The sequence below is a fragment of the Shinella fusca genome, from assembly GCF_014203155.1.
In the GTDB taxonomy this organism is placed as follows: Bacteria; Pseudomonadota; Alphaproteobacteria; order Rhizobiales; family Rhizobiaceae; genus Shinella; species Shinella fusca.
Genome location: NZ_JACHIK010000006.1, coordinates 72,275 through 87,404, shown reverse-complemented (window position 1 = coordinate 87,404; position 15,130 = coordinate 72,275). Strand labels below are relative to the sequence as shown.

The 15,130-nt window shown below is 65.6% G+C and carries 10 protein-coding genes; 5 read left to right on the top strand and 5 right to left on the bottom strand.

The annotated features are described in order from the left end of the window. Positions 1-96: 96 nt before the first annotated feature. On the top strand, positions 97-1,317 hold the full coding sequence (locus tag HNQ66_RS10835) for a lytic murein transglycosylase (protein WP_184143997.1): 1,221 nt from the start codon (positions 97-99) through the stop codon (positions 1,315-1,317). Positions 1,318-1,452: 135 nt separating this feature from the next. Next, on the top strand, positions 1,453-2,589 hold the full coding sequence (locus HNQ66_RS10830) for an SGNH/GDSL hydrolase family protein (RefSeq protein WP_380779048.1): 1,137 nt from the start codon (positions 1,453-1,455) through the stop codon (positions 2,587-2,589). A gap of 180 nt (positions 2,590-2,769) precedes the next feature. Here the strand turns inward: HNQ66_RS10830 and HNQ66_RS10825 are convergent, their stop codons facing one another. Together HNQ66_RS10825 and gltB are read right to left on the bottom strand one after the other, a co-directional pair. Beyond that, complete coding sequence (locus HNQ66_RS10825; RefSeq protein WP_184143993.1) at positions 2,770-4,227, bottom strand: glutamate synthase subunit beta; 1,458 nt, start codon at positions 4,225-4,227, stop codon at positions 2,770-2,772. A 193-nt stretch (positions 4,228-4,420) separates the two neighbouring features. Beyond that, the gene (gene gltB / locus HNQ66_RS10820; RefSeq protein WP_380779103.1) at positions 4,421-9,142 is read right to left on the bottom strand and encodes a glutamate synthase large subunit; all 4,722 of its coding nucleotides are present in this window, start codon (positions 9,140-9,142) and stop codon (positions 4,421-4,423) included. Positions 9,143-9,631: 489 nt separating this feature from the next. On the opposite strand from gltB, the gene HNQ66_RS10815 reads away from it, so the two are divergent. Continuing rightward, positions 9,632-10,678, top strand: coding sequence for a threonine aldolase family protein (locus HNQ66_RS10815; RefSeq protein ID WP_184143991.1), 1,047 nt, complete (start codon positions 9,632-9,634; stop codon positions 10,676-10,678). A gap of 98 nt (positions 10,679-10,776) precedes the next feature. On the opposite strand, the gene HNQ66_RS10810 is transcribed toward HNQ66_RS10815, so the two are convergent. Continuing rightward, positions 10,777-11,238, bottom strand: coding sequence for an Hsp20 family protein (locus HNQ66_RS10810; protein ID WP_184143989.1), 462 nt, complete (start codon positions 11,236-11,238; stop codon positions 10,777-10,779). Between the two features lie 425 nt (positions 11,239-11,663). Here HNQ66_RS10810 and HNQ66_RS10805 point away from each other — a divergent pair, with 425 nt between their 5' ends. Then, on the top strand, positions 11,664-12,626 hold the full coding sequence (locus tag HNQ66_RS10805) for an alpha/beta fold hydrolase (protein WP_184143987.1): 963 nt from the start codon (positions 11,664-11,666) through the stop codon (positions 12,624-12,626). A gap of 14 nt (positions 12,627-12,640) precedes the next feature. Here the strand turns inward: HNQ66_RS10805 and hisN are convergent, their stop codons facing one another. Together hisN and HNQ66_RS10795 are read right to left on the bottom strand one after the other, a co-directional pair. Then, complete coding sequence (hisN, locus tag HNQ66_RS10800) at positions 12,641-13,414, bottom strand: histidinol-phosphatase (protein WP_184143985.1); 774 nt, start codon at positions 13,412-13,414, stop codon at positions 12,641-12,643. A 243-nt stretch (positions 13,415-13,657) separates the two neighbouring features. Next, positions 13,658-14,542 carry an N-formylglutamate amidohydrolase gene (locus HNQ66_RS10795; protein ID WP_184143983.1) on the bottom strand — a complete coding sequence of 295 codons (885 nt, stop codon included), beginning with the start codon at positions 14,540-14,542 and terminating at the stop codon, positions 13,658-13,660. 190 nt (positions 14,543-14,732) lie between these two features. Here HNQ66_RS10795 and cpdR1 point away from each other — a divergent pair, with 190 nt between their 5' ends. Beyond that, positions 14,733-15,095: a response regulator CpdR1 gene (gene cpdR1 / locus HNQ66_RS10790; protein ID WP_023512679.1), complete on the top strand. Its 363-nt coding sequence runs from the start codon at positions 14,733-14,735 to the stop codon at positions 15,093-15,095. Positions 15,096-15,130: the final 35 nt, after the last annotated feature.

Here is a 15,130-nt window from a genome sequence, read left to right as displayed (position 1 = left end):
GGTAAAGAATTTGTTGACTTCGTTTTTATAAGTTTTGCGTTCAGCCGGTGGTTTGGCGCCATCGTACCGAAATTTTGGAAACGGACACGACAGCCGATGACACAGAATCTGAAAACCGTTCTGCGCCGATCTGCGCTCACCCTCTTCCTGTCGGCAGGCCTTCTCGCGCAGGCCTCCGCCGCCCGTGCGGATACGCGCTTCCAGAAATGGATCGCCGATTTCTACCAGACGGCGGCCGAGGCCGGCATCAGCAAGGCGACCTATCGAGCGGCGTTTTCCGGCGTCAAGACACCCGATCCGGAGGTCCTGGACAAGGCCGCCTACCAGCCGGAATTCACCCACAAGATCTGGGACTACCTCGATTCGCGCGTGAACCCCTACACGGTGCGCATCGGCCGCGAGATGGCCGCCAAGCATGCCCGCACGCTTACCGCGCTGGAGCGCCATTTCGGCGTCGACCGCAACGTGCTTCTCGCCATCTGGTCGATGGAATCCAACTACGGCGCCGTCCTGAAGAAGGACGAGCGGCTGCATTACGTGCCGCGCGCGCTCGCGACGCTCGCCTATGCCGACAAGAAGCGTGCGAAATATGCCCGCACGCAGCTCATCGCCGCCCTCAAGATCATCCAGCGCGGCGATATCGACGCCGGCGACATGACGGGCTCCTGGGCGGGCGCGATGGGCCATACCCAGTTCATTCCCTCCAGCTACCTCCTCTATGCGGTCGATGCGGACGGCAACGGCCACCGCGACATCTGGAACTCCGTGCCGGACGCGCTGGCGACGGCCGCCAACCTGCTCGCCAAGAACGGCTGGCAGGCGGGCAAGACCTGGGGTTACGAGATCGTCGTGCCCCGCGGTGGCGAGAAATATTCCGGCCAGACGAAGACGCTTGCCCAATGGGCCAAGCTCGGCTTCACGCGTCCGAGCGGCAACGGCTTCAAGAACGGCTCCGACCGCGCCGAACTGAAGCTGCCGGCCAACGGCGGCCCCGGCTTCCTGATGACGAAGAACTTCTTCGTCATCAAGCGCTACAACGCCTCCGATTCCTATGCGATGGGCGTCGGCATGCTGGCGGACCAGATCGCCGGCTACGGCGGCGTCAAGCAGCGCTGGCCGCGGCCCGACGGCGCGCTCGACATCACGGAGAAGTTCGAGCTGCAGACGCGCCTCAAGGAGCTCGGCTACTACGACGGCGAGGTCGACGGCAATTTCGGCTCCGGCTCCAAGGCCGCCATCCAGGCCTTCCAGAGCCGCATGGGCCTTTCGGCCGACGGCGAGCCGAGCCAGACGCTCCTCAAGGCGCTGCGCCGCTGACCGCGGCCGGGCGCGCATGACAGGGGCGCTCCGGCGCCCCTTTTTGCCGGCCGGCGCTTTCGCTTGCCGCCCGCATTTGCCATCATGCCGCCACCGAACGCCTGCAGGATGACGGGAAAGGCGGGGAGCCATCGCATGAGCATGAGTATCCGGACCTTCTGCCTGGGGCTTGCCCTTGCCGTCGCGGCAAGCCTTGCCGCCGCGCCGGCCGGCGCGCAGGAGCGCGTCCAGCGCAAGTCGATCCTCGAACTCCTCTTCGGCTCTCCCAAGCGCAAGGTCGAGGAGCCCCAGCCGACGATCCGCAAGCCGAGCGCGACCGTGCGCAAGAAGAAGCCGGCAAGGACGGTCGTGGCCGCGCCGGAGCCTGCCGCCGTCGAGAAATTGCCCGATGCGAAGGTGGTGCTCGTCGTCGGCGACTTCATCGGCGGCAGCCTCGGCGACGGCCTCATCACCGCCTTCGAGGCGACGCCCGGCATTCGCGTCGAGCGCCGCACCAACGGCTCCTCCGGCATCGTGCGCGACGACTACTACGACTGGCCCGCCGCCCTGCCCGGCCTGATCGCCGAGACCAGGCCCACCCTCGTCGTCGTCAGCATGGGCGCCAACGACCGCCAGCAGATGACCGTTGCGGGCAACAGCGAGAAATTCCGCTCCGAGGCCTGGACGAAGGAATACGAGGCGCGCGTCGCCCGCATCGCCGCGCTCGCCCGCGAAGGCGGCCGGCCGCTCTTGTGGATGGGCATGCCGCCCTTTCAGTCCTCCGCGCTGACGGCGGACATGACGACGCTCAACACGCTCTACCGCGCCGGCGTCGAGAAGGCGGGCGGCGAATTCGTCGACATCTGGGACGGGTTCGTCGACGAGGACGGCAAGTTCGTGATCTCCGGCTCGGATATCAACGGCCAGCAGGTGCGCTTGCGCGGCTCGGATGGCATCAACTTCACCAAGGCCGGCAAGCGCAAGCTCGCCTTCTACGTGGAAAAAGAAATCCGCCGCCTGCTCGGCGACGCCGCCGCCGGCCCGGGCCTGCAGAGCGACCTCAAGGACCTCGTCGTCACGGCGCCCCCGGCGGAAGACGCCGAGATCACCAAGACGCAGCCCATCAGCCTCGCCGACCCCGCGCTCGACGGCGGCACCGCCCTCCTCGGCGGCTCGGCCCTCAAGGGCAACGGCAAGAGCCTGCGCGACAAGCTGGTGGAAAAAGGCGAGACCGCCAACGCCCCGCTGGGGCGGGTGGACGATTTCCGGCTGGAGAAGACGGCAACGCCGTAAGCGGGAGCACCCGATAGGCTTCGCTCCCCGCCCTCTCACCTCTCCGCCGTCATCCTCGGGCCTGACCCGAGGATCCACCGCCATCTCCGCAAGCGCGGCATGGATGGTCGGGTCAAGCCCGACCATGACGATAGAGGCTTTGGTGAACAAAGCGCGCCGCAACCGGCGCGCTATTCCATTTTATCGCGGCAGCGTGGTCGAGCCCATCAGCGCCTCGTCGATCGCGCGGGCGGCCTGACGGCCTTCGCGGATCGCCCAGACGACGAGCGACTGGCCGCGGCGCACGTCCCCGGCCGTCCAGAGCTTGTCCACCGAGGTCTTGTAGTCGCGTTCGTTGGCGACGACGTTGGAGGAGCCGCGCTTGTCGGTGTTGATCGTCAGGCGCTCGCCGAGGTCCTTCAGGACGCCGTCGGTGAAGGGACCGCGGAAGCCGATGGCGATGAAGGCGAGATCCGCCTTGATGATGAACTCCGTGCCGGGGATCGGCTTGCGGCGGTCGTCCACCTGGCAGCACTTCACGCCCGTCAGGACGCCGTCCTCGTCGCCGACGAATTCGAGCGTGCCGACCTGGAACTCGCGCACGGCGCCTTCGGCCTGCGAGGAGGAGGTGCGCATCTTCGTCGCCCAGAAGGGCCAGACGGCGAGCTTGTCTTCCTTTTCGGGCGGCTGCGGGCGGATGTCGAGCTGGGTGACCTTCACCGCGCCCTGGCGGAAGGCGGTGCCGACGCAGTCCGACGCCGTATCGCCGCCGCCGACGACGACGATGTGCTTGCCGCCGGCAAGGATCGGCTCGGACGGCCAGCCGACGCTGTCGATGTTCTCGCGCCCGACGCGGCGGTTCTGCTGCACGAGATAGGGCATGGCATCGTGCACGCCGATGAAATCGCCGCCGGGGATGCCGGCATCGCGCGGGGTTTCCGAGCCGCCGCAGTAGAGCACGGCGTCATGCTCGGCGAGCATCTCGTCCATCGTCTTGTCGACACCGACATTGACGCCGTAGTGGAACGTCACGCCCTCGCCGCGCATCTGGTCGACGCGGCGGTCGATGAAGTTCTTCTCCAGCTTGAAGTCCGGGATGCCGTAGCGCAGCAGGCCGCCGGCCTTGGATTCGCGCTCGTAGACATGCACTTCATGGCCGGCGCGGGCGAGCTGCTGGGCGGCGGCCATGCCGGCGGGGCCGGAACCGATGACCGCGACCTTCTTGCACGTCTTCACCGTCGCCGGCTGCGGGACGATATAGCCCATCTCGTAGGCCTTGTCGGCAAGCGCCTGCTCGACGGTCTTGATGGCGACCGGCATGTCCTCGAGGTTCAGCGTGCAGGCCTCCTCGCAGGGCGCGGGGCAGATGCGGCCGGTGAATTCCGGGAAGTTGTTGGTCGAATGCAGGTTGCGGATCGCCTCTTCCCAGTTGCCGCTGTAGACGAGGTCGTTCCAGTCGGGGATCTGGTTGTGGACCGGACACCCGGTCGGCCCGTGGCAGTAGGGAACGCCGCAATCCATGCAGCGCGCCGCCTGCTTCTGGACCTCCTGGTCCGACATCGGGATGGTGAATTCACGGAAATGGCGGATGCGGTCGGATGCCGGCTGATACTTCATGACCTGCCGGTCGATCTCCAGAAAACCTGTAACCTTGCCCATCGTATTGTCCTGAAACCTTAAGTGTTTTCAACGAGCGCCTTTCGGACGCAAAGGATAGCCCCTCATCCCGCTGCCGCGACCTTCTCCCCGCAAGCGGGGAGAAGGAAGATGCCGCACCGCCTTGCCTCTTGTCCCTTCTCCCCGTTTACGGGGAGAAGGTGCCGGCAGGCGGATGAGGGGCCGTTGCAGCCTGTTACTCAGCCGCTTCCGCCATTTTCATGCGTTCCATGTCTTCCAGCGCACGGCGATACTCGACCGGCATGACCTTGCGGAACTTCGGGCGATAATCGGCCCAATGGTCGAGGATCTCCTTGGCCCGCGGCGAAGCCGTATAGTGCAGGTGGTTGGAGATGAGCTGATAGAGCCGCTCCTCGTCGTGGCGCGTCATGTCGCCGGAAACGTCCACCATGCCCTTGTGCATGATGTCGCCGCCGTGATGGTGCAGCTTCTCCAGCATGTCGTCCTCTTCCGGAACCGGCTGGAGCTCGACCATCGCCATGTTGCAGCGGCGGGCGAAATCGCCCACCTCGTCCAGCACATAGGCGACGCCCCCGGACATGCCGGCCGCGAAATTGCGGCCCGTCTGGCCGATGACGACGACGACGCCGCCCGTCATGTATTCGCAGCCATGGTCGCCCACGCCCTCGACCACGGCGATGGCGCCGGAGTTGCGCACGGCGAAACGCTCGCCGGCAACGCCGTTGAAGTAGCACTCGCCGGCAATCGCGCCATAGAGAACCGTGTTGCCGACGATGATCGATTCATGCGGCACCGCCCGGTTGCCCTCCGGCGGGCGCACGATGATGCGGCCGCCCGAAAGGCCCTTGCCGACATAGTCGTTGCCGGCGCCCACGAGGTCGAAGGTGACGCCGCGGGCGAGGAACGCGCCGAAGGACTGGCCGGCCGTGCCATTGAGCGTCACGGAGATCGTGTCGTCCTTGAGGCCCTTGAAGCCGTAGCGCTTGGCCACTTCCCCCGAGAGCATCGCGCCGGCCGAACGGTCGACGTTCTTGATGTCGACGGCGAAGGAGACGGGCGTCTTCGTTTCAAGCGCGGGCTTGGCCTGCTCGATCAGCTTGCGGTCGAGGATGTCGTGGATCGGGTGGTTCTGCCGCTCGGTCCAGTAGGTCGCCTCCTTCGGCGCATCGACCTTGTGGAAGATGCGGGAGAAGTCGAGGCCGTTGGCCTTCCAGTGCGAGATCATCCGCTCCTTCTCCAAAAGCTCCGAGGCGCCGATGATCTCGTTCAGCGAGCGAACGCCAAGCGAGGCCAGGATCTCGCGCACCTCCTCGGCGACGAAGAAGAAGTAGTTGATGACATGCTCGGGCGCGCCCTTGAAGCGCTTGCGCAGGACCGGGTCCTGCGTGGCGACCCCCACCGGACAGGTGTTGAGGTGGCACTTGCGCATCATGATGCAGCCGGCCGCAATCAGCGGCGCGGTGGCAAAGCCGAACTCGTCGGCACCGAGCAGCGCGCCGATGACGACGTCGCGGCCGGTCTTGAGGCCCCCGTCGACCTGGAGCGCGATGCGCGAGCGCAGCTTGTTGAGCACGAGCGTCTGGTGCGTCTCGGCAAGGCCGATCTCCCACGGGGAGCCGGCATGCTTCAGCGAGGTGAGCGGCGAGGCGCCCGTGCCGCCGTCGAAGCCGGCGATGGTGATGTGGTCCGCACGCGCCTTGGCGACACCGGCCGCGACCGTGCCGACGCCGACTTCCGAGACGAGCTTGACGGAGATGTCGGCCTCGGGGTTGACGTTCTTCAGGTCGTAGATGAGCTGCGCCAGGTCCTCGATGGAGTAGATGTCGTGGTGCGGCGGCGGCGAGATGAGGCCGACGCCCGGGGTCGAGTGACGGGTCTTGGCGACCGTCGCATCCACCTTGTGGCCGGGAAGCTGGCCGCCCTCGCCGGGCTTGGCACCCTGCGCGACCTTGATCTGCAGCACGTCCGCGTTGACGAGGTATTCGGTCGTCACGCCGAAGCGGCCGGAGGCGATCTGCTTGATCGCCGAGCGCTCGGGGTTCGTCGAGCCGTCCGGCAGCGGCATGTAGCGGTCGGCTTCCTCGCCGCCCTCGCCGGTGTTCGACTTGCCGCCGATCCGGTTCATGGCGACGGCGAGCGTCGTGTGCGCCTCGCGGGAGATCGAGCCGAAGGACATGGCGCCCGTCGAGAAGCGCTTGACGATGTCCGCCGCCGGCTCGACCTCGTCGATGGAGATCGGCTTGCGGCCGGCAGCTTCCGCCCGCTTGATCGAGAAGAGGCCGCGGATCGTGTTCATGCGCAGCGACGAGGCGTTCACCAGTTCGGCGAATTCCTTGTAGCGGTCCTCCGCATTGCCGCGCACCGCATGCTGGAGCGAGGCGACGACGTCCGGCGTCCAGGAATGCTCCTCGCCGCGCATGCGGTAGGCATATTCACCGCCGATATCGAGCGTGTTGGCGAGCAGCGGGTCACGGCCGAAGGCGGCCTTGTGGCGGGCGAAGGTCTCCTTGGCGATCTGGTCGAGGCCGATGCCCTCGATGGTCGTCGCCGTGCCGAAGAAATACTTGTCGACGAAGGCCGACGACAGGCCGATGGCGTCGAAGATCTGCGCGCCGCAATAAGACTGGTAGGTCGAGATGCCCATCTTGGACATGACCTTGAGGATGCCCTTGCCGATGGCCTTGATGTAGCGGTAGACGACCTCTTCCGCATCCACCTCCTTCGGGAACTCGCCGCGCTTGTGCATGTCGGTGAGCGTGTCGAAGGCGAGATAGGGGTTGATCGCTTCCGCGCCGTAGCCGGCCAGAAGGCAGAAGTGGTGCACTTCGCGCGGCTCGCCGGTTTCCACGACGAGGCCGACCGAGGTGCGAAGCCCCTTGCGGATCAGGTGATGGTGCACGGCGGCGGTCGCAAGCAGCGCCGGGATCGCCACGCGGTCCGGGCCGATCTGCCGGTCGGAGAGCACGATGATGTTGTAGCCGCTGGTGACGGCCTGCTCGGCGCGCTCGCACAGGCGGTCGAGCATTTCCAGCATGCTCTCGGCGCCGCGCGAGACGTCATAGGTGAAGTCCAGCGTCTTGGTGTCGAAGCGATCCTCGACATGACCGATGGAACGGATCTTCTCGAGGTCGCCGTTGGTGAGGATCGGCTGGCGCACTTCCATGCGCTTGGCCTTGGCCGCGCCGCCATGGTCGAGGATGTTCGGCCGCGGGCCGATGAAGGAGACGAGGCTCATGACCAGTTCCTCGCGGATCGGGTCGATGGGCGGGTTCGTCACCTGCGCGAAGTTCTGCTTGAAATAGGTGTAGAGCAGCTTGGTCTTGTCGGACATGGCCGAGATCGGCGTGTCCGTGCCCATGGAGCCGATGGCTTCCTGCCCCGTCGTCGCCATCGGCGACATCAGGAGCTTGGTGTCCTCCTGCGTATAGCCGAAGGCCTGCTGGCGGTCGCGCAGCGACACATCGCGGCGCAGCGCCCGCGGCTCGACCGGGCCGAGGTCTTCCAGGATGATCTGCGTGTTGTCGAGCCAGTCGCGGTAGGGATGCTTGGCGGCGAGCGTCGACTTCACCTCGTCGTCGGAGATGATGCGGCCCTCTTCCATGTCGATAAGCAGCATCTTGCCCGGCTGGAGGCGCCACTTCTTGACGATGCTCTCTTCCTTCACCGGCAGCGTGCCGGCTTCGGAGGCGAGGATGACGCGGTCGTCGTCGGTGACGAGGTAGCGGGCGGGGCGCAGGCCGTTGCGGTCGAGCGTCGCGCCGATCTGACGACCGTCGGTGAAGGCGACGGCGGCCGGGCCGTCCCACGGCTCCATGAGGGCGGCGTGGTACTCGTAGAAGGCCTTGCGCTCGGGGCTCATGAGCTGGTTGCCGGCCCAGGCCTCGGGGATCAGCATCATGACGGCATGCGCCATGGAGTAACCGCCGCGCACCAGGAATTCGAGCGCGTTGTCGAAACAGGCCGTGTCCGACTGGCCCTCGTAGGAGATCGGCCAGAGCTTGGTGATGTCGTCGCCGAAGAGCGGTGAGGAGACGGAGGCCTGACGGGCCGCCATCCAGTTGACGTTGCCGCGCAGCGTGTTGATCTCGCCGTTATGGGCGACCATGCGATAGGGATGCGCCAGCTTCCACGACGGGAAGGTGTTGGTGGAGAAGCGCTGGTGCACGAGGGCGACGGCCGATTCGAAGCGCGGATCGGCAAGGTCCTTGAAGTAGGCGCCAACCTGATAGGCGAGGAACATGCCCTTGTAGACGATGGTCTGCGAGGACAGGGAAGCGGGATAGAAATCGCTCTCCTCGCCTTCGTACTCGTCGTAGATGCGGTTGGAGATCACCTTGCGCAGGGTGAAGAGGCGGCGTTCGAACTCGGCGTTGGTGGCCGCGTCCCGGCCCGCGCCGATGAACACCTGCACATGGCGCGGCTCGGTGGCGGCGATTTCCGGCGCCTTGGAAAGGGAGGAATTGTCGACCGGCACGTCGCGGAAACCGAGAAGGACCTGCCCTTCCTCGGCAACGACATCGGCGATGACCTTCTTGAAATGCTCGACCAGCGTTTCGTCGCGGGGCATGAAGATATGGCCGACGGCGTATTCGCCTGCCTTGGGCAGGGTGACGCCCTGCTTTGCCATCTCCTCGCGGAAGAAGCGGTCGGGGATCTGCACGAGGATGCCCGCGCCGTCGCCCATCAGCGGGTCGGCACCGACAGCACCGCGGTGCGTCAGGTTTTCCAGCATGAACAGACCGTCCTTGACGATCTGGTGCGACTTCTGGCCCTTCAGATGCGCCACGAAGCCGACGCCGCAAGCGTCGTGTTCGTTGCGCGGATCGTAGAGACCCTGTTTTTTCGGCAGGCCCGGATTGGAAGCGCGCGTCTTGGCGCCCGTCGCAGTCGCCTGCGCCCGGGTCTGCCGCAAATCATGTGCTTGAGTCTTCTCCATCATGCTTCCCTCCTGTGGGCCCGGTCCGGCGGGCGCCGTCTTCGCCCGCGATCGTCCCCGCCAACCGGCTCGGGCCTGACCGCAAGCATCTGCTTCGTGAACCTTTCCGGCCGCGAAACGACGGCCGACCAGGATGTGATCATCGGACCGTCAGGGGCGTCGGGCCTTCCGCCCTTCGCCGTTTCAGGCACCGTGGACGGCGCCTTTTCGGTCTCTTGACCGAAATAGGACAGCAAACCTGTCCTATTTCATGGGCTCTATGCCAGAAAGCCCCCCACCCTGCAAGGCCATCATGCCAAATAATCACCACCTCATGAAGAAAAATTGCCCGCGCCACGAATGGCTTGAAATTAAATTACGAGCTTCCGGCACTTTGTTTCCGTTCCTTTCATTCCGACGTAAAACGGCCGGCAGGCCAAATCCGGCAATTGATCGTTCCCGTTTCTTCATTATGGTCCTGCCGGAGCCCTCATTCGCATTGGAAATCCCATGTTTTTCGCTTCCGACAACTGGGCAGGCGCCCATCCCGACATCGCAAGAAGCCTCGTCGAGGCCGCCGGCGGCTTCGCCTCGGCCTACGGCACGAGCGACCTCGACAAGCGTGTGGAAAACACCTTCTGCGAGATCTTCGAGCGCGACGTCGCCGTCTTCTTCGTCGGCACCGGCACGGCGGCCAATTCGCTGGCGCTTGCCAGCGTCAACCGTCCGGGCGGGCAGGTCTTCTGCCACCGCGAGGCGCATGTGAACGTCGACGAGTGCAATGCGCCGGAATTCTTCGCGGCCGGCGCAAAGCTCGTGCCGATCGACGGGCCCGCCGGCAAGCTGCAGCCCGATGCCCTTGCCGCCGCCATCGGCCGCTTCCCGCCGGATTTCGTGCATGGCGGCCAGCCGATGGCCGTCTCCATCACCCAGGCGACGGAAGCCGGCACCAGCTATACGGTCGAGGAGATCGCCGCCCTTTCCGCCGTCGCGAAGGAGGCGAGCCTGCCCCTGCACATGGACGGCGCCCGCTTTGCCAACGCGCTCGTCCATCTCGGCGCGACGCCCGCGGAAATGACGTGGAAGAGCGGCGTCGACCTCCTCTCCTTCGGCGGCACGAAGAACGGCTGCTGGTGTGCCGAGGCGCTGGTGCTCTTCGATCCCGGCAAGGCCGACCAGATGCGCTTCCTGCGCAAGCGCTCGGCGCAGCTCTTCTCCAAGTCACGCTTCATCTCCGCCCAGTTCGACGCCTATTTCCGGGATGGCCTCTGGCTCGACCTCGCCCGCCACTCCAACGCCATGGCCGCGCGGCTTGCGGCCGGCTTTGCCGCATCCGGCAAGGCGCGCCTTGCCTGGCCGACCGGCTCGAACGAGCTCTTCGCCATCATCGACAACGACGCGATGAAGGCCCTGAAGGAAAAGGGCGCCGTCTTCTACCCCTGGCCCGCCGGCCCGCAGGTGAAGGCGCGCATGGCCGAGAACGAAACGCTCGTTCGTCTCGTCACCAGCTTCGCGACGTCTGAAGCGGACGTGGACGCTTTCCTCACGGGGCTTTGAGAAAGAACGTCCTCTCCCCCGCAGCGGGCGGGTAAGGCTCACAATAAAAAAGGCGGTGCCCTGCGGCACCGCCCTCTTCATTCCGGTCGAAGCCGGGCTTATTCGCTCTGGGCTTCGATCTGCTTCGGCTCGGAGCCGATGGCGGCGATCTCGATGCGGCGCGGCTTCATGGCTTCCGGGATCTCGCGCAGGAGATCGATGTGGAGAAGGCCGTTCTTCAGCGAAGCGGCGCGCACTTCCACATGATCGGCGAGCTGGAAGCGGCGCTCGAAGGCGCGCTTGGCAATGCCGCGATAGAGATACTGGCCGTCCTCGGCCGTTTCGTCCTTCTTCTCGCCCTTGACCGTCAGCGCGTGTTCGCGCGCCTCGATCGACAGTTCGCTTTCGTCGAAGCCGGCCACCGCCATGGTGATGCGGTAGGTGTTTTCGCCGGTGCGCTCGATGTTGTAGGGCGGATAGGTCTGGGCCTGGTCAGGCTGGCCGAGGCTATCGAGCATGGTGAAGAGACGGTCGAAACCGACGGTGGAACGGTAGAGGGGGGAGAAATCGACGTGACGCATGGTGTCCTCCTTCAGAGCAACGGTTGCGATCTTTCATAAGGCCGCCCCGATTTCCGAAGGTGCGGCCCGGTTCATCCGGCCTCCGCCCCATATGGCGACGGCAGCCGACGGACCCTTTCGGCGCCCGTGACGATGAGATGGGAACGGTTTTGCGGCGATTCAAGAGGCTCCGGCCCGCGATTTTCCGACATGAACGGCGGATGAACATGCGCTTCGGATAGCGTTCAGCTTGGCCCTGCTAGAACGGCAGCATCGGAAGCGAAAACTTTCGACGACCGGGGTGCAACGTCCCTTCCGCTCCGGTCAAATTACGCCGGAATGCATGTGCCGCCACCCCCGTGCCACATGCATCCGGCTTTTTTCTTTGACGCCCCGCGGGCGGTCGCCTATCCATCGAAGGCATGTCGCCCGTTCGAGACCCGTCGATGGACCCCATCCTCTACGCCACCGCCGACAATCCCGTTCCAGAGAATCATCTTGCCGGCTTCTTCGAGGGCCGCGGCGGCGTGAAGATCCGCTATGCCGTCTTCCGCTCGAAGGCGCGCGAGGCCAAGGGCACGGTCGTGCTGCTGCAGGGCCGCAGCGAGTGCATCGAGAAATATTACGAGACGATCGGGGACCTGACGGCCCGGGGCCTCTGGGTCGCCACCTTCGACTGGCGCGGCCAGGCCGGCTCCGGCCGGTTCGTTTCCGGCAGCCGCGCCGGCCATGTCGACCGCTTCGCCGACTACGAGGCGGATCTTTCGCTGTTCCTCGAGCAGATCGTGCTGCCGGATGCCCGCCTGCCCTTCTTCATCGTCGCCCATTCGACCGGGGCGCTCGTCGCCCTCTCGCAGGCGCCTCAGCTCGAAAACCGCATCGAGCGCATGGTGCTCGCCTCGCCCTTCGTCGCGCTCGGCGGCCAATCGATGAGCCAGCGCCAGATCGGCATCATCGCCCACCTCGCCTCGCTGACGGGCTTCGGCAAGCGGACCTTCCGCAAGGGCGATCCGCCGCTCGGCTTTGCGGACAATGTCGTGACCTCGGATGCGCGGCGCTTTGCCCGCAACGCCGCCATCTATGCCGAGCACCCCGAGCTTTCTATCGGCTGGCCCACGGCCCGCTGGCTGAACGAGACGCTGCGGGCCATGGCGCGCGTCACGCACCAGGATCACCTGACGCGCATCCGCATCCCCACGCTGCTGCTCTGCCCGACGGCCGATCCCCTCGTGCCGCGCAAGGCGGTGGGCGACCTCGCGCGCATCTTCCGCGCCGCCCGCCTCATCGAGATCGACGGCGCGCGCCACGAGCTGTTCCAGGAGGCCGACCGCTTCCGCGCGCAGGCGCTCGCGGCCATCGACGCCTTCATTCCGGGCAGCGACGCCGACGACACCAGCCTCGGCGCCTGAAGGTAAGGATTGCCTTACGCGTTGAGGATCGCCATCGCCGCATCGTAGACCTTGCGGCTGCCGGCGGCGATGATCTCGCCGCCGTTTTCCGCCGGGCCGCCGTCCCAGGTGGTGATGATGCCGCCCGCCTGCTCGATGACCGGGATAAGCCCGCCCACGTCATAGGGTTTCAGGCCGCATTCGACGACGAGGTCGATATGGCCGGCGGCGAGCAGCGCATAGGCGTAGCAGTCGCAGCCGTAGCGGAAGAGCCGCACCTTCTCCTGCACCGCCTCGAAGCGCGCCTTGCGGCCGTCGACGAAGAGATGCGGCGAGGTGGTGAAGAGGATCGCGTCCGAAAGGCTTTCGCAGGGGCGCGCCGAAAGGACCTTGCTGCCGTCCGGGCCCGAATAGCGGGAGACCGTGCCGTCGGCGAAATAGCGCTCGCCCGTGAAGGGCTGGTCGATCAGGCCCATGACGGCCTCGCCGTTGCGGTAGAGCCCGATCAGCGTACCCCAGACCGGGACGCCGGAAATGAAGGCGCGCGTGCCGTCGATCGGGTCGATGACCCAGACATATTCGCGGTCGAGGCCGACCGAGCCGTGCTCCTCGCCGAGGATGCCGTGATCGGGGAAATGCTGCTCGATCACCGCGCGGATGGCGATCTCCGCCGCGCGGTCCCCCTCCGTCACCGGATCGAAGCCGCCCGCCTCCTTGTTGACGACGTCGGCGCCGACGCGAAAGCGCGGCAGGGTTTCCTTCCTCGCCGCATCGGCAAGGAGGTCGAAAAAGGCGCGATCAGGCTGCATGGAATCTCCCGGAGGGAATTGCGACCATTCTCCTTACTGCATCGCCGGGGAAAACGGAACCGGATTGACGCCATGGCCATCGCGTGGGGCACCCGCCCTCTTCGCACCTGCACTTGACATTTGTGCGCCGCAACATTACCGTCTTTATCGCAGTCCTTGGTGACTGTAATGCCCTCATTGGGTGTTTCCTCCCTAGACTTGACCGCGCCCCGTGCGCGGTTTTTTTTGACAGGGAGAAAGGGCTTATTCGGCGGCGAGCGCCCGATCGGCGGCATATTCCTCGACATGGTCGGAGAAGTTCTCGAGGAAGGCGGAGATCGCCGTCTGCAGCACCGCGAAGTCCGGTTTCTTGACCAGCGTCGCCTCGTCGACATAGAGGCCGCGGTTCACCTCGATCTGCAGGGCGTGCAGCCCCTTGGCCGGCCGGCCGTAATGCTCGGTGATGAAGCCGCCCGCGTAGGGCTTGTTGCGCACGACGGAAAAGCCCATGTCCTCCAGAAGCCGCATGGCAAGGCGCGAAAGCTCGCCGGATGCGCTCGTCCCGTAGCGGTCGCCGATGATGAAGTCGGGCCGCATCGCCGTTCCCGATACGCGGATATTGCCCGGCATGGAGTGGCAGTCGATGAGCACGGCGAAGCCGAAGGCGACGTGGGTGCGCACGATCAGCCGGCGTAGGCACGCGTGATAGGGCTTGTAGACCGTCTCCACCCGCTCCAGCGCCTCCTCCACCGGAAGCCGGTGGCGGTAGATCTCCATGTTCTCGGCAACGACGCGCGGCACCGTGCCGAGCCCGCCGGCGACGCGAATGGAGTTGATGTTGGCATAGGACGGCAGGGCGCCGTCGAACATGCGCGGATCGAGCTCGTAGGGCTCGCGGTTGACGTCGAGCCAGGCGCGCGGGAAATGCGCGATCAGCATCGGCGCGCCGAGCGCCGGGGCGACCGAGAAGAGCTCGTCGACATAGTGATCTTCCGAGCGGCGGATGCCGAGCGCGTCGAGGCGCGACCGCTCGAGGAAGCCCTGTGGATAAAGCCGCCCGCTATGGGGCGAATTGAAGACGAGGGGCACGCTCTGCGAAACCGGCTCCAGCACTTCGAAGTGGCTGTTTTCGCTGAAAGCCTCCGCCATCGCCGTCCTTTACCATGCCTGAATTTCCTTGCGCCGCCATGTTGCCAGCGCCCTTCCGGCATGTCCATACTGAGAAAGAGGGGATGAGGCTTCGCCCTGCCCCATTCACCGGATATTTACCGGCTTAGGCTCTTCATACCACAACCGCCCGTCCGCGGGCAGACAACTTCCAGAACGGTTTGCCAATTCCATGACTCCCAAGATTCTCCTCGCAGAAGACGACAACGACATGCGCCGCTTTCTGGTGAAGGCGCTCGAAAAGGCGGGCTACCAGGTGCTCTCCTACGACAACGGCGCCAGCGCATACGACCGTCTTCGCGAAGAACCCTTCTCCCTCCTCCTCACCGATATCGTCATGCCGGAGATGGACGGCATCGAACTGGCGCGCCGCGCCACCGAGCTCGACCCCGACCTCAAGGTCATGTTCATCACGGGTTTTGCGGCCGTCGCGCTCAACCCGGACTCCAAGGCTCCGAAGGATGCCAAGGTGCTTTCCAAGCCCTTCCACCTGCGCGACCTGGTGGAAGAGGTCAACAAGATGCTGGCCGCCTAAGGCATGGAAAAGACCGCAAAATCGGCGCGCGAAAA